The organism is Bacteroidota bacterium (assembly GCA_016713765.1).
GTDB classification, from domain to species: Bacteria; Bacteroidota; Bacteroidia; order AKYH767-A; family 2013-40CM-41-45; genus Pollutiaquabacter; species Pollutiaquabacter aromativorans.
Genome location: JADJON010000003.1, coordinates 1,079,624 through 1,097,791, shown reverse-complemented (window position 1 = coordinate 1,097,791; position 18,168 = coordinate 1,079,624). Strand labels below are relative to the sequence as shown.

Below are 18,168 nucleotides of genomic sequence, written 5' to 3'. Positions count from 1 at the left end.
GACTTCTCATGTCTTCCGCCTCTGAACAATTTTTAGCCGACGCAGAGCAACGCGTTTTCGATCCCGAACACCGGCGGAAGCTTGCGTTCAATATCCACCAATACGACAAGAAAGTAGTTGAAGGGAAGCAGCAGTACGCTGATTTCGATACGGCCCGTCACCGCGCGAATTTCCTGAAGTGGAAGGTGATGGAGAATCTCGACAAGTACCTGATCGAGTTTGAGGCGAATTTCATCCGCCGGGGAGGCAGGGTCATTTGGGCGCGCGATGCGGAAGAAGCGCAGGCGGAACTGTTGAAGATCCTGAAGCAGGTCGGCGCACGAACCGTGGTCAAGTCGAAGTCGATGACGACGGAAGAGGTTCACGTGAACGAAGCGCTGGCCGGAGCGGGGATTGAATCCATCGAGACCGATCTCGGGGAGTTCATCGTTCAGCTTCGCGAGGAGCATCCCTATCACATCGTTACGCCCGCCATGCATCTTTCGAAGGAAGACGTGGCCAAGACGTTTCATGAAAAGTACCAGCTGCCGATCGAGAGTACGCCGAAAGAGATCACCGCGTTTGTGCGCAAGACCCTGCGTGAGAAGTATCAGCGGGCGGAAGTGGGAATCACGGGAGCGAATTTCCTGATCGCGGATACGGGCGGTGTGGCAGTAACGGAGAATGAAGGCAACGGCTTGATGTCGATCTCCTTTCCGCGTGTGCAAATCGCCATCGCCGGAATCGAGAAGATCATTCCGTCGCTGACCGACCTGGATATCTTCTGGCCGCTGCTCGCAACGCATGGAACGGGTCAGAACATCACCGTGTATAACAGTATTTCTTCCGGTCCCCGGCAGCAGGACGAAACCGAAGGGCCGGAGGAGATGTATGTGATCCTGCTGGACAATGGTCGCACCCAATTGCTCGCTCAACAAGAGCAGCGGCAGGCCTTGTATTGCATTCGCTGCGGCGCCTGCCTGAACGGTTGTCCGATCTACAAAGGTGTTGGCGGACATGCATACGGCTCCACCTACAGCGGTCCGATCGGCTCGGTGATCACCCCGCATTATAAGGGTATGGAAGAATTCAAGCACCTCAGCTATGCTTCTTCCCTTTGTGGTAAATGCACGGAAGTCTGCCCCGTGCGAATCGAGTTACACAAACTACTCTTGCTGAATCGTCGGGATTCGGTGGATCAGCACACGCAGCCCAGAAGTGAAAATTGGGTGTATGCGATCTGGAAAAGGGCCATGCTCAGCCGGACGCTGATGAACCTCGGAGGTTCGGGCATCCGGAATTTCGTTTTGAAGAATTTCTTCAGCAAGTCCTGGGGTTCGCGGCGCGAGTTGCCGAAGGTGGCTGACCGTTCGTTCAATCAGCAATGGCGGGAGCGGATGAAGAGATGACCTTTGTGTACTAAAATGAAAAGGGCCGACTCGAATGAGCCGGCCCTTTTCATTTTTTCTACCTCTTCGTTTACGGATGTACAGAGAAGAGGAAACCTTGTGCGTTGTTTTCAACGAGTGAATAGTCGGAAGCCTCTACGAGTCCGTCGCCGGTGAGGTCCGTTCCCAGGTAGCCGAACAGGAAGCCTACGACATCGTTCTCGACATTGCTATAGTCGGTCGCTTCGATCAACTCATCCTGATTGGTGTCGCCGCTCCAGAATGCCCAGATTCCGGTTTCTACTTCCACCATGTTGCCGCCAAATGCCTGTGTGAATGACGTCGTGAAGTCGTAGGAGGTCGTTCCGCTGATACTTATCGGACCAGCACTCCACGTCTGAAGAGCGTTCTGGTGCGTGATCTTGATCCAGTAATTACCCGGAATGGACACCGACAAATCCGCCTGACCATTAACGTCCAGGATAACGGTAGCACAGGCTACGGAAGCATAGGTGAACTCATCCATCAGGCAGACGGTAATCGTATCACAATCCGATGGATCGGGTGAAACACCGTTATTGAACATCGGCGAATTCATCATCCCGCTGCCAGCGTAATAGCCCTGGATAAACGCTTTCACATTCAGGGTGGTATTGATGGTGAAGTTGGTGGCGGAAATTCCCGAACAACTTCCAACGAAGACCGTGATCGGTCCACTGGTGGTGCCAACTGGAACGGTAGCGGTGATCTGGCCGTCGTTGTCGACCGTGAACGATGCCGACGTTCCGTTGAAGGAAACATCGGTAGCGCCGGTGAAGCCGGAGCCGCTGATCGTGACGCTATTGCCAACCGAGCCACTGGTCGGTGTGAACGAAGCAACAATGATCTCGGCAGGTTCTGCCACCGTTGCGGAGCAGGATGCAGTACAACCTGCAAAGTCGGTAACCGTGTACGTATAGTTGCCTGCCGGAACGTTGAACGTGCCGACACCGCTGTACGGCTCAGATCCGCCGGTAGCACTCACGGTAATCGATCCGTCACCGCCGAAACAGGTAGCATCGGAAGCAGAGCAGGTGGCGATCAATTGAGCGTTCTCCGCGACATAGGTGGTCACCTGACCGGAACAACCTGCGGCATCCACCACACGGACGGTATAGACACCGGTGCAGAGATCCGTCAGGGAAGTCGAGCTGAGACCGTCTACGATATTCAGGCGGTAACCCATCAGGGTTCCTGTTCCGCTGGCGTAGTACAGCAGGCTCGGGTGGGTATTGTTCGGCGTGAAGGTCAGGAAGCCGGTTTGAACACGACTACCGGTCACGCCGCTGAGTACTTCACCGGTATAGTTTCCGGCAATGGAGTCGGTGCTGATGATGAAGGGGAATCCGGTTGCATTGACATTGAACGTGTAGGTTACACCACGTACGAGTGTAAGGGCGCGGCCTTCGATACCGTTGACCGAGTAGCCGTTCACGTTACCCTGAGCAAAGAAGGGGTGAGCAGCGGTCTTGGGCGTAACATCGATATTATAGAAACTGCCGATGTTGGTGTTTACTGTATCCCACACATAGGTGTAGGGAGCGGTGCCGCTGAGCGGAGTCGGAGTAGCTGTACCGTTGCACTCGCCGAAGCAGGCAATGGTCGGCGTTACGAACAAGTCGACTACCGGTGCGGGGTTGAGGGTTACACTGGTCTGAGCGGAACAGCCGTTTGCGTCGGTGACGGTGACGGTATAGCTGCCGGCGATCAGATTGCTTGCCGTGTCATTCAGCGTTACCGGTACCGTGTTCCACGAATACGTGTACGGTGCTGTTGCACTCTGGCCTTCCGCAATCGCGATACCGTTCGTATCCACGCCGCAGGTGGGATCCTGGGTCGAGGTAACGATGGTAGGATTCGGGATGACGGTCATGGTCACGGTATCCGAATAAGAAACGCAGCCGTTGCCATCGGTGACATTCGTAAAGAAGTCGCCGCCAAAGAAGGCGAAAGTCGCCTGGGCGATGTCGCCGTTCGACCAGTTATTGCCGAGCGGGATATTCGAAAGAACCGGGCGGAAGGCACCGTCGCAGATGTTCGTACCAAACGGAGCCGTTACCGCTACCTGGCTGGCGGTACCGCTGAGCTGGATGTCGTCGATACGGAATTGAGTCGTGTTGGCAGCGCTCTTCCGGAAGCGCAGATATAAATTCGAAGCGGCTGGAATTGTACCGGAAGCGGTCACTTTCGTCCATTGGTTGTTCGTGCCGGGTTGCGGTACCGTCAGCGGGGTGTAATTGACACCGTCGGTACTGGTTTCGACAACCATGCTGGTCGCCGCATCTGTGCGAAGAAGACCGAAAGAAAGTGTGATGCCGGTATAATACTGGGAGTTAATTCCACTGATGATGAAGTCGCGGTTGTTACCGAGCGTCGCGGAGAAGCCCATGAACACGTTTCCGCCACCACTGGCACCGGTATAACCGGTTGACGCTGTTGTAGAGCGTACCTGGCTTTGCGGACTGGTGGATGACGTATACAAGAGCACATTCTGATTTTGGAATCCGGTATAGGCGGTAATGTCCGTATTCGCGGTCGGTACCCCCATATTCTCCGAGAAGAAGATGCCGGTGAAGCTGTAATTATTCACCGTAATGGTAACCGGAGCGGAAGTGGCCGTACATCCGTTTCCATCAGTCACAACAACGGTATAGTTGCCACCGGTTGTGGCATAGATGTCCTGGGTCGTTGCGCCGTTGGACCAGAGATAGGCAGAGCCGCTGTTGGCGCTCAGCAATACGGAGTCGCCGGCACAGAAGGTGGTCGGTCCGCCGGGCGTAACGCTGGCGCTGGCGACGATGACCGTCACGCTGACAGGAGCAGAAGTTGCGCTGCAGCCGTTGCCATCGGTGTAGGTAACGGTATAACTTCCATCTGCAGTGACGGTGATCGATTCAGTAGTGGCGCCGCTGCTCCATGTATTTCCGGATGCATAGCTGGACGTCAGCACAACCGAGCTGCCGTTGCAGATAGAAACCGGACCGGCCGGGCTGATCGTCGGCGCAGTCGGCGGTGTATTTTCGGAAACAGTCAGGATGGAGGAGGTCGATGAGCAACCGAAGCTATTCGAAACGGTCACGGTGTAATCACCTGCAACGCTTGCGGAATAGGTGGCGCTGTTCGCGCCGGAGATCGGAGAACCTCCGATCGACCATGACCAGCTGGTGGCGGGTCCGCCTGCGCTGACGTTTGCACTCAGTACCGTGCTGCCGCCGGTACAGAAGAAGTTGTTGCCGCCAATGCTCACGACCGGAACCGGGTTAATGGTCAGGACCAATTGGTCGGAAACGCTCGGACAGCCGCCGGCTCCGTCGGGATCGTCGGAAGTCAACGTCAGTATGACCGTGCCGGAGGTGATATCAGCGAGCGAGGGAGTATACGTGGTTGCCTGGCTGTACAATGTGCTGGTGTTAAAGGAGCCGCTTCCCGAAGTGGACCAAACGCCATCGCTGGCGCCGCCTCCGATCACACCTGCCAGTGCAATGCTGGAACCTGCGCAAACAGCTGCATCGGGACCGGCATTGGCGGTAGCGGGATTGTTACAAGCAGCGAAGGTGGCATCGATGGTATGATTAGCCACCACGTTGTTGAACGTGTAAGACGCTACCGGTCCTACGGAACCACCGTCAACGACTACGTCCAAGATGACAAAACCGGGATCGGGCGTGATGGTGAAGCTGCTGTTGTCGTTACAATTGACCGTCTGAACACCCAGCGGAGTTACGGTACCACCTGCACCGGCAGTGGAGGTGACGGTATAGGTGATGATGCTGAAGGAAGCGCTGATCGTATGGTTCGTGGTTACATTCGAGAACGTGTAGCTGCTTACCGCGCCAACAGAAACTCCATCCACCAGTACATCATCAATTTGATAACAACTGCCGGGCGTGATGGTGTAACTTAGATTGGTGCCGCAGTCGACATTGGAAACTCCTGCCGGACTGATCGAACCATTCGAGCCAGCCGTAGCGTTGATGGTATAAACGATGGGGCTGGTACCAACGACCACCGGGGAGGCTGGCGAAATACAACCACTGGCATCCTTGACACGAACCTGGTAAGTGTTGGCGGCAAGTCCTGTATAACTGCCGCTGGTTTGCCAACTGCCACCGTTGTCGATGGAGAATTCGTAAGGGCCACCGGCACCACCGGCTTCACCGGTGATGGTGATCGTTCCATCCGTTCCGCCCACACAACTTACCGGGGAACCCGAAGCGGAGAACGTAATGGCCGAGGGTTGGGTAAGGGTGACGCTTTGCGCCGGGCTGGTGCAACCATTCGCGTCGCGCACAATGGTCACGTACGTGCCGGTGTTGAGTCCGGTTACCGGCGAGGCGGGCAGGTAGGTGCTGCCGTTGTTCACCGAGTACTCGAACGGAGCGGTTCCGTTGGTTACACTGAAGCCGATGGAGCCGTCCATACTCGCGTTGCAACTCAGGTTGGTACCTGTTGCCGTATGAGACGGGGGCGTTGCAACGATAATGTTGATAGTGTTGGTGGTTTTAGAACATCCGTTAGCAATGGTTACAACCGAATTGTAGCTTCCGCTGGTATTCACATCGATCGATTGCGTCGTCGCCCCCGTGTTCCAAAGGTTGGCGCTTGGAATGTTGGAGATCAGGTGGATGCTGCCTGTTCCGCAGATTACTGTACCCGTAGTCGAGGCAATGTTGGCAGTGGTGGTGGTCCCCGTTATTACGACGTCGTCCAGGCGATGCTGTGCGGAATTACTGGATGTCTTGGAAAATCGGATCCGGAGATTGGCGGTGACAGGGATACCGCTGCTGATCGTGTACTGCTGCCACGTGGCGCCGGTTGGGGTGCCGTAGGTGATAGGCGTCCAGTTGATGCCATCGGAACTGAATTCCAGGGTAAGCGGTGCCGTACCTCCCGCGACGGAGGATTGTAACATCCCGAATGTCATGGTCAGGCCTGTATAGCCCGTCGTATTGATGCCGCTGATAATGAAATTACGTGCAGCGCCGGAGGTAAAGAACACGTTGTCAGATCCGGAAGCACCGACGTAGCTGGAGGGGGATGAGGTGCGGACATCAGGCTGGCTTGCAGTAGTTGAAGAAAACGAGAAGGTGCCGTTATTTTGCCAACCCGTGAACGAATTAACGAGCGTGTTGGCACCTGTGGTTCCCATGTTTTCCGAAAAGACCGTTCCGGTATAGCTGAACGTGTTGGTTGTGATGACCACCGGTGCAGAGGTAGCTACACATCCCGCACCATCATCAACTGTAACGGAATAGCTGCCGGCAGTGGAAACAGTGATGCTTTGCGTAGTGGCACCGGTCGACCAGGTATAACTGGCGCCGCTGCTCGCCGTCAGTAGTTGAGAGGCACCGTCACAAAGCAGGAGAGGTCCGGCAGGGGAAATGGTGGGTGGCGAACAAGAAACACCGGTACCGGTGACAGCAAGAGCAGGGTTATTACCGCCAGTTGTAACATGCGTAACTGAAGCTGCATTTGGACCTGCAACGGAAGGTGAAAAACGCACGTAGATATTGGTGTTGGCGATGTTGCCAGCTACTTGTGTAAGCGTAAGAGTGCTGGTATAGCCAGAGCCGCTTGTGAGCGTAATAGTATAATCTGTCGGGGCGGTGATGGTTACATCATTAGAAAGTCCCTGCCCGGAAACAACATAAACCGAATCGGATGAGTTTGATCCAACTTGAATATTACCAAAATTGATGGTAGCCTTACTCAACGTAATCGTGGGGGATAAGTTGGAGCCATTGACACTGATGTTGTCGATAGCCAGACCCGAACTGTTACCCGATTCTGTACCACGCCAGGTGGCCCAGCGAATCTGGACAACCGCTTGGTTGTTACAAGCAGCAGGTAAGGTGAGTGACGGACTTGTCTTAAGGCCGGTGGTGCCACCGGCCTGGCTGTAGGGGTTGCCGGAGCCTGTGATCGTCGTCCATGAACCGCTGGTACCGATGCGGTATTGGGCGACGACGCCGATCGTTCGTGGTTGAGCGGATAGGATCTCAACATCGTATGAAAGAGTAATGGACTGTTTGCCGGTGGTGTTGATCGCAAGTACCAATTGATTTACACCAGCTGTTGCGTTGCCGGATGTCTGGATATAGGCCTTCGCATTGGTGGTGGCAGTGGCATTGTATCCGAATGTTCCACCCGTGGTGGTGACTGTAGCCTGCGCTGTCACGGTTGCATTGGCGGTGGGTGCTGAGCCCTCCGCAAGTGTTTGTGTGGTAATGCTCGCGCCATTCAATCCTCCCCACGAAGCCATGCCCGTAGGCATTGTCGAGAAGGTTGTGGTACCGAAATTCTGTGAATACGGCAGCGACTGCGCTGTCGGGTTGGTTTGAGCATTTGCAAAGTAGCTCAGCAGAATGCCGCTTACGAACAGCAATCCGCGCAACAAGTTGTTTTTACGCATGGTATTTTGGTTGTGTGTTTCGAAACTTGAATAATGGCTAAAACCCGCTCAGGATGCGGGTTGCAGGGGTTACAAAGTAATGAAAAAAGGGGCTTCCAGTCCATTACTTTGAGGTCAATAAACCGTTATGAAATGACAAACCCGCCGGAATCAATTTCCGGCGGGTTTGACCATGAATTTTTGAGCAAATCAGCGCATTTGCGATAGTTCCTGATTTCTGTCATGCAGCAGTTGCAGGATCATCTTGTAGTCGCTGAGTGAAACCGGTCGTACACCAAGTATTTGAGTCGGTTCGACCGGCTGCAGGATCCGGTTACACACTTCCCGATCGTATCGGTCAAAGGCGGTTTTGTATGCCTGCATTTCCGCCTGGGGAATGAAGTAAAAACGTACTTGTTGAAGTACCGCGTCGTACTTGTTCAAGAGTAAGCCGGGCTCTTTTCTGCCGTCGCGGAAAGAGATCATGCTGTACACGTGCAGAAAATCCTGAAGTTCTATTGCCGTCATGAGGAAGTTGTTTGTTTCGGAACAAAGGAAACTCCCGGGACGGGGGGTATTCAAGAATTGTTGGTAAACCTCAGCCTCAACCGGACCAATCCATCGAAAATCACCGTGAAAAAATAAAAAAACCCGGCAGCTGCGTCCGCCGGGTTTTGCCAAAACGGTGTAAAGAAAGTGGAGCTAGTGTGGAAAAACTGACCTCAAAGGTGAGAGGTTGATTTTTCCATTAAAATCGCCTGATTTGGCGAAAGAATACCCTACTTTATTCGACTCCTTCTACGTCAGAATACCCAGTTTCTGGGCCTTGGTGACTAATTCTGCCCCATTTCGGGCGTCCAGTTTTTTTAACAACTGTTTCCGGTGGGTCGATACCGTATGGGAACTGATATTCAATTTTTCGGATATTTTCTCGGTAGAAAACCCGTCCGCCAACAGGCGGAGGATCTGGAGTTCCCGGTTGGTCAGGTTCGGTTGTTCCGGCCGGTCGGCCGGCGTAAGTGTGAGTGTTTGGCTTCTGAGTCTGTTCAGGTAGCCGATATCGATGTACGGTTTACCGTCGATCAAGCGAATGGACTCTTCCGACAAGCCGCCTGCAATTGAATTGGATGAAGCCCGAAGGTGTTCAGCCGGACGGAAGGTGGTCATGATCATGCGTACGTGTTGCTGCTCGTTCCGGTCGAGCACGATCGTTTCGGTCGCCAGGCACACATACCGGCCATCGGACCGACGGTACCTGAATTCCACCTGCCAGGAAAGATGATCGTGCAGGAAGGGTTCCCGGTTTCGTTTCTCGACTTCGGTTTCATAGATCTTCATGACCTGAGAAACATCGTCGGGATGAATGAGTGACAGACCGAATCCGAAGCCGCCTTTGAGAAAATCTTCCTTGTCCCATCCCGTCAATTGCCGGATGGAGTTACTCATGAAATGATCTTCACCCGTAAGGATGTCGGTAATCAAGCACGCTTCATTGGTGCGCCGGTCCATGACCCGCAGGATCGAGTTTTGGTCCTTTGCCAACCCCTTGCCCCTGACTTTTTCCGAAGCTTGAATGATGAGCAGGAATCCTTCCGGTTTAGCCTGTTCGATAATCCGGGAAACGAAGACGAAGTTATTCTGCAAACCGCTGGCATGACGCATCTGCATCCGGAACTTTTTGGAAATCGTATAGCCCTCGGTGACCTCCTTAAGGTCATCCACACTGTTCTCAGGAAACAAATGCGAAAGGGGTTTTCCACGTAAAGCGTTGAACGAGATCCCACAGTGTTTTTCAAGACTTTCGTTCATGAACGTGATCTTCCCATTCGTTGACACGATGAGAATTCCGCTTCTGGAGGTTTCCAGGATGCTTCGGATCGGTTGGAGGAACCGTTTGGCGCCGGCCATAAAAAACGAGTCAGATCAGGTGATGTTCAATCGCGATCCGCACCAGCTCGGCGGAATTCCTGGCATTCAACTTCGCCAGTAGTTTTTTCTTGTAGGAGTTGATCGTATAAAGGGTCAAGCCCATTCGGAGGGCCATTTCCTTGGCAGACAATCCGCGTTGTAAGAGACCGATCAATTCCTTTTCGCGCGGAGAGAGGCTATATCCGCTCAGGACAAACGGGTCGGGGAATTTTCTCGCTGGCATCTCCAGCAGTGATTCCACCAGCCTGACCGTTTCGTTCTTTCCCTGCTTTTCTTCCGTGATGTCCTGTTCGAAGCTGATCAGGTATTTGATGTTGCCGCGTTCATCACGTTCAAGAATGTACGATTCACTCCGGATCCATCGCCAGGTAGCGGTTCGGTGACGACGACGGAATTCCCATTTGATGGGTTGGTCGTCGAGTTCCTTGTTCTGGTTCCGGCGAACCATTTCCCGGTAGTACACCAGGGCGATGAGATTCATGTCATCCGGATGGAAATTGGCGAACTCAAACGGCCATCCTCCTTCCAGGTATTCCTGTGGCCTCCATCCGAGGATCGAACCCACGGAATTGGAGATGAAGACGGTCAATTGTAGTTGCACATCGATGATCGTGATCAGTTCGTTCCTGCGAGCATTGAGCGCGGACAGGAGCATGCGCTGATTCTCGAAGTGTTTCATTTCCTGTTCCCGGAGCGATTTCCGCCCGTTGAGGACTACCATGACTCCGCGGACTTGTCCTTGTATGTCGCGGAGCAAAGTGCTGACGAGCCTGAATTGTTTTTCGCGTCGCTTTTTATCGAGACAGGTCACGTCCTGTACCACGGTCTCTTCCATGGCCAGGCGCGACAATAAGTCATCGAAGCGAAAACTCAGTTCGGAATGAAATCGTGTGCAGGGGGAATAGAGCACTTCCTGTCGGCTGAAACCGAGGTGGTCCAGGAAACAACCGTTTACATATTGAACGATGCCGTGCAGGTCGAGCAGCAACACGGCATCTTCCGAGGTGTCGAACACCGGAAGTGCGGGTTGCAGAAACTCAAGTGCAGGAGCAATCATGAAAAAGGAAATTCACGGAAAGATAATCTTTCGCGCCAATTTGCAAAACCACTTTTTCGCAGACGCAGAATAATCACGGGTAAATTTCGCTTACTGGAATTCCCAGGAATGAGTATCCAGTCCTTCGATGCAAGCGGTCAGCAGGCGAATGGCCGCATCAATGTCGTTTCGATCCGCCATTTCGATCACCTGGTGGATATGACGGGTGGGAATGGATACCGCCCCGGCGATCGAACCGGTTTTCCCCATGCGTTGAATCGGCGCCGTATCCGTTCCTCCGCCGGCCAGGATTTCGGGCTGCCACGGTATCCCATGTTTGTCAGCGGTCTTTTTCATATAATCCACCATCCGGACATCGCAGATGGTCGAGGCATCCATGATTTTGATCGCGGCTCCCTTGCCCAGTTTGGTCACCTGCTCGTGCGCCTGTGATCCGGGTACGTCGAAGGCAATGGTGGTATCCAGTCCGAAGCCGAAGTCGGGACCGATCTGGTGCGCGGCTACATTCGCGCCGCGGGTGCCGACTTCTTCCTGAACGGTGAAAACGCCATAGACATCGTAAGGGAAATCTTTCAGACGACTCATCGTCTCCAGGAGGATGAATACGGATACTCGGTTGTCGATCGATTTGCAGTTGACGCAGTTACCCATCTCGATCAACTCACGTTGGCGGGTGATCGGATCACCGATGCTTACGTGTTTGATTACTTCTTCTTTTGAAAGCCCGAGGTCGATGAAGTAGTCCTGGATTTGCACGGTCTTGTTCCGTTCTTCCGGCGACATCAGATGGATCGGCTTGCTGCCCATGACGCCGATGAGGTCCTGTTGGCCGTGCACGATCACGCGTTGAGCCGTCAGTGTCTTCGGGTCGAAACCGCCGAGCGGATGAAAGCGCAGGAATCCGTTGTCGTCGATGTGCGTGACGATGAAACCGATCTCATCCATGTGCGCGGCGATCATCACTTTCTTCGGCGAGCGGCCGCGTCGGAAAGCCGTGACATTGCCGAGGTTGTCGATGCTGACATCAACCGGCAACTTGCTTAATTCACGCAGTACGACGGAGCGGACGCGTTGTTCAAAGCCGGGTGCCCCGGGCGTTTCGCAGATTTCTTTGAGGAGGGAGATGTTGAGAGCCATATACGGGATCAGTTGACGCGTCCGAGTTTGATCATGTTCGTTCGACCTTGTTCTTCGAGCGGAATGCTGGCCAGGTGGATCATGATATCACCGGATTTCACGTGGCCTTGTTCTTTCAGGATTTGCTGCAGGTCGCGGATCGTCTGGTCGGTGGAGACCGCCTTGTTGTAAAAATAGCCGCGGACGCCCCACACCAAACTCAGGACGCTGAGCAGCGACGGTACATCGGTGAAGATGATGATGTCGGCGGAGGGCCGTTGCGCGGAGATGCGGTAAGCCGTGTATCCCGAACGGGTCATACCGACGATTGCGCGCGCGCCGACCTGGGAAGCCATGACGCCGGCATTGTAGCAAACCGAATCGGAAATGAACGTATCGCTGGTGATGTCGGGCTGGTTATTGCGGTTGTAGCGATAACCCTGTGTTTCGACCGTTTGGATGATGCGGCGCATGCTTTCCACGACGCGGACCGGATACTCGCCGACGGAAGTTTCGCCGCTCAGCATGACGGCGTCCGCTCCGTCGAGTACGGAATTCGCCACGTCGTTCACCTCCGCGCGGGTAGGCGTGGCGTTGTTGATCATGCTTTCCATCATCTGCGTGGCGATGATGACCGGCTTGGATGCACGGATACATTTGTCGACGAGCATCTTTTGGATCAGGGGGACATCTTCCATCGGAAGTTCCACGCCAAGATCTCCCCGGGCTACCATCAGGCCATCGGTTTCCCGGATGATGTGGTCGATCTCCTGCAGCGCTTCCGGTTTTTCGATTTTCGCGATCACCCGGACGCGTTTCCCCTCGCGCGCGATGATCTGTTTCAATTCGATGATGTCGCGCGCGGTGCGTACGAAGGACAAACCGATCCAATCCACGTTCATGCGCAGCGCGAACTGGAGGTCGTCGAGGTCCTTCGCGGTAAGACTGGGCAGTGAGATTTTCGTATTGGGTAAATTGACGCCTTTGCGTGAGCGAAGGGGGCCGCCGATCTCCACGACCGCCGTGACACGGTCGGTGCGGTTGGTGCCGGTGACACGGAGGGACAGTTTCCCGTCGTCGATCAACACGGTGTCGCCGATGGCTACGTCCTGCGGAAACTGACGGTAGTTCATGTACACCTGCTGCGCGTTACCGGTACATTCCTGCGAGGTGAACACGAGTTCTTCGCCGCGTACGAGCAGGGCCGGTTCGTTTTCCACCTGGCCGATACGAAGTTTCGGGCCTTGCAGATCGATCAGAATGGCAGTATGGACACGCAGTTCTTCGTTGATCCGTCGGATCGTTTCGATCACCTGTTGGTGTACGGAATAGTCGCCGTGGGAGAGGTTCAGTCTGCAGACGTCGACACCGGCACGGATCAGTTCGCGCAATACTTCATAGGTATTGGATGCGGGGCCGATCGTCGCGACGATCTTGGTCTTATTGAAAGGAATGGATGCCATAAGGTTGGATGGGAAGGAGCTCAGAAGAGCAGGTTCTCGCGCGACTTGAGTTCTTTCGGTTCGAAGGCGTAGGCGCCGAGGATCATGGGGATTTTTTTCAGTTCCGGCAAGAGATTGCCGGAGTCGATCTCGTTCCTCCCGGGGCGAATGAGGAGGAAGTAATCGATCTGCTTCTGCTCCGGCAGTAACATTCCGCCGTCGCCTTTGTTCGCCAACATATAATATTCGTCCTCTTCCTCGTTGATGAAGGAGAAGCGGGTGAAGGTCATCGCTTCCATGCGCTTTTTGGTGAAGACCTCGAAATCGTTATCACGCGCAAGGGAAATGTCGAGCGCCAGGTTGATTTCCCGGCAGAGCCGATAATCGCGGTGCTGGCAAACGATTCCGATCAGCACGAATCCGTACTGTTCATCCTCGTCGATCCGCAACACGACTTTTTTCATCCCGTGTGAAATTACGGAGGATTATGCGACCGTCGTCCGCCCCGCCGGAATCTTACTGACTTCAGGAAATTCCCAGAATGCCGATCGCTTTTTCGGCAGCGATCTGTTCAGCCCGCTTTTTCGAAAAGTCTTCGCCCTGCGCCACTTCTTCGCCGTTCACCAGTACCCGGACGCGAAGCAGGCGTTTCCCGCCATTTTCCACTTCCTCCACCAATTCAAAGTCGACCGTGCGCTTCTCCTTCTGGCACCAGTTGATGAGCTTGCTCTTGAAGTTGCTGTCGGTCTGTTCAACGACATCGACGTCGATGTGATGCCGGAAGATGCGGTTCAGGACGAGCTGCCGGGTGACGTTGTATCCCTGGTCCAGGTAAACGGCCCCTATCAGGGCTTCGAACGCGTCGCCGTAAGCGGAGCGGTTCTTCGCGCCGGGATCGATCGAGTTCTGCATGAAGCGGTCGACACCGATCTTTACCGCCAGCTTGTTCAATTGTTCGCGGTTGACGAGCCGGCTGCGCATCTCCGTGAGAAAGCCTTCTTCTCGAAAGGGGAATCGTTTGAAGAGGTGTTCGGCGATGATGGCTCCTAAAACCGCGTCTCCCAGATACTCGAGGCGTTCGTTGCTCATCTTGATGCCGCTCGGATGTTCTTCGGCAGTGGACCGGTGCTTGAACGCAAGATGGTATAAGGAAAGGTTACGCGGCGTAAACCCCAGGAGGTTGCGCAGGGCGCGGACGAACGATTTGTCCTTGGAAAAGAGGTGCCGTATGCCGGAGAGGAAACTCAATCGGTTGGACGATGCTGTGCTCAGCCTTCGTACTTGCGGAAGATGACCGAAGCATTGTGCCCGCCAAAACCGAAGGTGTTGCTCAAGGCCGCGCGAACAGTGCGCTTTTGCGCCTTGTTGAAGGTCAGGTTCAGTTTCGGATCGAAGGCCGGGTCGTCGGTGAAATGGTTGATGGTCGGCGGAACCATATCGTTCACGACGGAAAGGATCGACGCGATGGCTTCGATGGCGCCGGCTGCACCCAACAGGTGACCGGTCATCGACTTCGTCGAGCTTATGTTCAGCTTGTACGCATCCTCGCCGAAGATGGTCTGGATGGCTTTGATTTCCTGCGGATCGCCGATCGGGGTTGACGTGCCGTGAACGTTGATATAGTCGATGTCGGAGGTCGTCATGCCGGCATCTTCCAACGCGCCACGCATAACCAAGGCTGCGCCCAGTCCTTCCGGATGCGGTGCAGTCATGTGATACGCATCGGCCGACATACCGCCACCGACGATTTCCGCGTAGATTTTTGCGCCGCGTGCTTTGGCGTGCTCGAGTTCTTCGAGGATGATACAACCGGCGCCTTCACCCATGACAAAGCCGTCGCGATCGAGATCGAACGGACGGGAGGCGGTCTTCGGGTCGTCGTTGCGCTGGGAGAGTGCCTGCAAGGCGTTGAAGCCGCCGACGCAAGTCTCGTTGACGGTGGATTCGGAACCGCCGGACAGGATCATGTTCGCCCTGCCGAGGCGGATGTAGGTAAACGCGTCGATGAGCGCGTTGGTAGAGGAAGCGCAGGCGGAAACGGTGGTGAAGTTGGGGCCGCGGAAACCGAACTTCATCGAGATGTGACCCGACGCGATGTCGGCGATCATCTTCGGAATGAAGAAAGGATTGAAACGCGGAGTGCCGTCGCCACGACCGAAGGCGATTACTTCGTCCTGAAAGGTTTTTAGACCGCCGATACCGGAACCCCAGATGACCCCCACGCGGTCGTGGTTGATCGTTTCCAGGTTGATGCCGGCGTCTGCTACAGCCTGGTCCGCTACAACCAAGGCGTATTGTGAAAAGCCGTCCAGTTTGCGGCCTTCTTTGCGATCGAAGTAGTTGTTCGGGTCGAAGTTCTTGACTTCGCAGGCGAAACGCGTTTTGAATTTCGACGCGTCGAATTTGGTAATCAAATCCGCTCCGCTGATACCCTGGATCAAGCCGTTCCAATAATCCTGAACAGAGTTACCGAGCGGTGTTAGCGCTCCAAGACCGGTCACGACAACGCGTTTGAGCTGCATAGGAGGCGGGAAACCTAGAGGTTGAGAGACGGAAAAAAGGAGGGAGGGAGAAACAAGATCCCCGACAAGGCCGGGGATCTTGAAAGGAGAATCGTGATTACTTCACGTTTTTCTCGATGTATTCGATGGCCTGACCGACCGTAGAGATTTTCTCGGCCTGGTCATCCGGGATGGCGATGTTGAATTCCTTTTCGAATTCCATGATCAGTTCCACGGTGTCGAGGGAATCAGCGCCCAGGTCGTTCGTGAAGCTGGCTTCCGGGGTCACTTCCTTTTCATCAACACCAAGTTTGTCGACGATGATGGATTTCACTTTTGCTGCGATGTCAGCCATTGTAGATCCGTTTTAGTTGTGTAGGGATTTGAATGAGGTGCAAAATAAAGGGGATTCACCTTAATATCAAAATAGGAAGGGTATTCGGACAGGCGTGTTTCTTGCTTATAATGAACGATTTAGCTTTAATGTGAATAGAAATCCGCGGCTCGCTTCCGCCCGGCCGGCCTGTGGATGTCCGGGTGAAGCCTTGCTAAATAGAACATTTGAAAAGACGATTACCATCGGGTATGCCTTCAAATTGGCCATTTAATTGTTTGTAATGATGATTGAAAATTTTAATTCAAGAAAAAATGCGGTTCGATTATTTCCAGTTTACAGAATGACAATAAAAAAGCCCTCGCATTGGCAAGGGCTTTCAATACCATGATTCGACGTGTTTATCGAAGGAAAAGTTTGATCAACTCGTAGAAAATAGCCGCCAGCAAAGCGGACACCGGAATGGTCAGGATCCAGGCCCAAACGAGGTTGATGGTAACACCCCAGCGTACCGCCGACAGTCGTTTCGTAGCACCCACACCGATGATCGATCCGGTGATCGTATGGGTAGTACTGACCGGAATGCCTTTGATGACTTCTCCGCCGATCTTCCAGGGGAACTTCAGGCCTTCGGTAAAGAAGAGCGTGATCGCGCCGGCTGTTTCGGCTGCAACACCTTCGAAGGGAGTCACCTTGGTGATCTTTCCGCCCATCGTCTTAACGATTTTCCAACCGCCGCTGAGTGTTCCGGCTGCAATAGCGGTATAACATGCAAGCGGCACCCAGGTCGGCATCTCTTTCATGCTCGCGATGTTGCCATTCGCGATGAGCGCGACGGAGATGATACCCATGACCTTTTGCGCGTCGTTACCACCGTGACCGATCGAGAAGGCGGCGGAAGAGAACAGTTGCAGGCGCTTGAACAGGGTATTGGTTTGCGACATGTTGATGGAACTGAGGACCAGCGTCGTGCCGCCGATTACCAACACGATGAAGCCGAGCAGGATCCATTTAAAGTTCGCGCCATGGAAGATGACCTTCAGCCAATAGGTTTCGAAGCCGTTCTTCAGATTGGAAGTATCGAACCGTTCTTTCGGATCAGCCTGTTCGCTGATGCGGTGTGTTTCCAGCAAGCGATAACCCGCTTTGGTCTTTCCGATTCCTTGTTCGATCGCCACGGTCAGTTCGGAGAGTTCGGTCGTTTGTCCGGGCTTTTTCAGGTAGTCCGTTCTGATCGTGTACACGGTTCCACTGGCATCCGGCTGGCCGAGACTGTCCTTACCGGCGGCAATGACCGGAGCATATTCTTTGTAGTGATCGTCCTTGAACGTAAGGGCTTTCTTCAACTCGTCCTTGCTCACCTTGCGATCGAACATGTAGGTATAGGAGGCGCCGCCATTGAAATCCTTCTTGAATTCCAACGTATTCCAGACAGCCCATGCCACGCCGACCATGATCGTGATGGATACGAATTTCGCAATCAGGGATTTTCGGAAACTGTGCAGGAACCAGAGCGAGATGAGGTAGGCCATCAACATACCTGCGACCGGGGCGACGACGATGAAGATGGCCGTTGCCCAGACAACACCGGATCGAACGGCTTCAAAACCGTAAGCAGCGATGAAAGCGCCGGCGAATCCGCCAATAAGTGTATGGGATGAAGAAGATGGAATCCCGTACCACCAGGTGATGAGATTCCACGATATGGCTGCGAGCAGTCCGGCCAGAATCATCGGCAAAGGGCTCATTTCAGGAGCGGTGAAGCGGTCCTGAACGGTCTTGGCGATCGTGTTGGCGACGCTGTGGTCCTTGAAGATGAAAAAGGCGACGAAGTTGAACAAAGCCGCCCAGATCACGGCGCTGACCGGCGATAAGACGCGGGTCGATACAACCGTAGCGATGGAGTTGGCGGCATCGTGGAACCCGTTGATGAAATCGAACAGGAGGGCGAGGACGATGACGGTGATCAGCAGTGTCATGGATGGTTCGGCG

Annotated in this window: 12 protein-coding genes; 1 reads left to right on the top strand and 11 read right to left on the bottom strand. The window is 54.2% G+C overall.

The features are described from left to right. Nucleotides 1-8: 8 nt before the first annotated feature. Nucleotides 9-1,388, top strand: coding sequence for a lactate utilization protein (locus IPJ96_15445; protein MBK7911711.1), 1,380 nt, complete (start codon nucleotides 9-11; stop codon nucleotides 1,386-1,388). A gap of 70 nt (nucleotides 1,389-1,458) precedes the next feature. Here IPJ96_15445 and IPJ96_15440 read toward each other — a convergent pair whose 3' ends face one another. The 11 genes from IPJ96_15440 to IPJ96_15390 all read right to left on the bottom strand — a co-directional run bounded on the left by IPJ96_15440 (nucleotide 1,459) and on the right by IPJ96_15390 (nucleotide 18,155). Further along, nucleotides 1,459-7,818: a hypothetical protein gene (locus tag IPJ96_15440; GenBank protein ID MBK7911710.1), complete on the bottom strand. Its 6,360-nt coding sequence runs from the start codon at nucleotides 7,816-7,818 to the stop codon at nucleotides 1,459-1,461. A gap of 189 nt (nucleotides 7,819-8,007) precedes the next feature. Then, nucleotides 8,008-8,325 (bottom strand): hypothetical protein, encoded by a 318-nt coding sequence (locus IPJ96_15435; GenBank protein MBK7911709.1) that lies wholly within the window; start codon nucleotides 8,323-8,325, stop codon nucleotides 8,008-8,010. 270 nt (nucleotides 8,326-8,595) lie between these two features. After that, nucleotides 8,596-9,705, bottom strand: a complete 1,110-nt coding sequence (locus tag IPJ96_15430; protein ID MBK7911708.1) for a PAS domain-containing protein — start codon at nucleotides 9,703-9,705, stop codon at nucleotides 8,596-8,598. Between the two features lie 10 nt (nucleotides 9,706-9,715). Beyond that, nucleotides 9,716-10,783 carry a PAS domain-containing protein gene (locus IPJ96_15425; protein MBK7911707.1) on the bottom strand — a complete coding sequence of 356 codons (1,068 nt, stop codon included), beginning with the start codon at nucleotides 10,781-10,783 and terminating at the stop codon, nucleotides 9,716-9,718. A gap of 90 nt (nucleotides 10,784-10,873) precedes the next feature. Then, nucleotides 10,874-11,920: a M42 family metallopeptidase gene (locus IPJ96_15420; protein MBK7911706.1), complete on the bottom strand. Its 1,047-nt coding sequence runs from the start codon at nucleotides 11,918-11,920 to the stop codon at nucleotides 10,874-10,876. Nucleotides 11,921-11,928: 8 nt separating this feature from the next. Continuing rightward, complete coding sequence (pyk, locus tag IPJ96_15415) at nucleotides 11,929-13,362, bottom strand: pyruvate kinase (GenBank protein MBK7911705.1); 1,434 nt, start codon at nucleotides 13,360-13,362, stop codon at nucleotides 11,929-11,931. 20 nt (nucleotides 13,363-13,382) lie between these two features. Further along, nucleotides 13,383-13,805: an IPExxxVDY family protein gene (locus tag IPJ96_15410; GenBank protein MBK7911704.1), complete on the bottom strand. Its 423-nt coding sequence runs from the start codon at nucleotides 13,803-13,805 to the stop codon at nucleotides 13,383-13,385. A gap of 61 nt (nucleotides 13,806-13,866) precedes the next feature. Next, complete coding sequence (gene rnc, locus IPJ96_15405) at nucleotides 13,867-14,589, bottom strand: ribonuclease III (protein ID MBK7911703.1); 723 nt, start codon at nucleotides 14,587-14,589, stop codon at nucleotides 13,867-13,869. A gap of 20 nt (nucleotides 14,590-14,609) precedes the next feature. Then, nucleotides 14,610-15,863: a beta-ketoacyl-ACP synthase II gene (fabF, locus tag IPJ96_15400; protein MBK7911702.1), complete on the bottom strand. Its 1,254-nt coding sequence runs from the start codon at nucleotides 15,861-15,863 to the stop codon at nucleotides 14,610-14,612. 97 nt (nucleotides 15,864-15,960) lie between these two features. Next, nucleotides 15,961-16,197, bottom strand: coding sequence for an acyl carrier protein (locus IPJ96_15395; GenBank protein MBK7911701.1), 237 nt, complete (start codon nucleotides 16,195-16,197; stop codon nucleotides 15,961-15,963). A 380-nt stretch (nucleotides 16,198-16,577) separates the two neighbouring features. Next, the gene (locus IPJ96_15390) at nucleotides 16,578-18,155 is read right to left on the bottom strand and encodes an inorganic phosphate transporter (GenBank protein MBK7911700.1); all 1,578 of its coding nucleotides are present in this window, start codon (nucleotides 18,153-18,155) and stop codon (nucleotides 16,578-16,580) included. Between the last annotated feature and the right edge of the window lie 13 nt (nucleotides 18,156-18,168).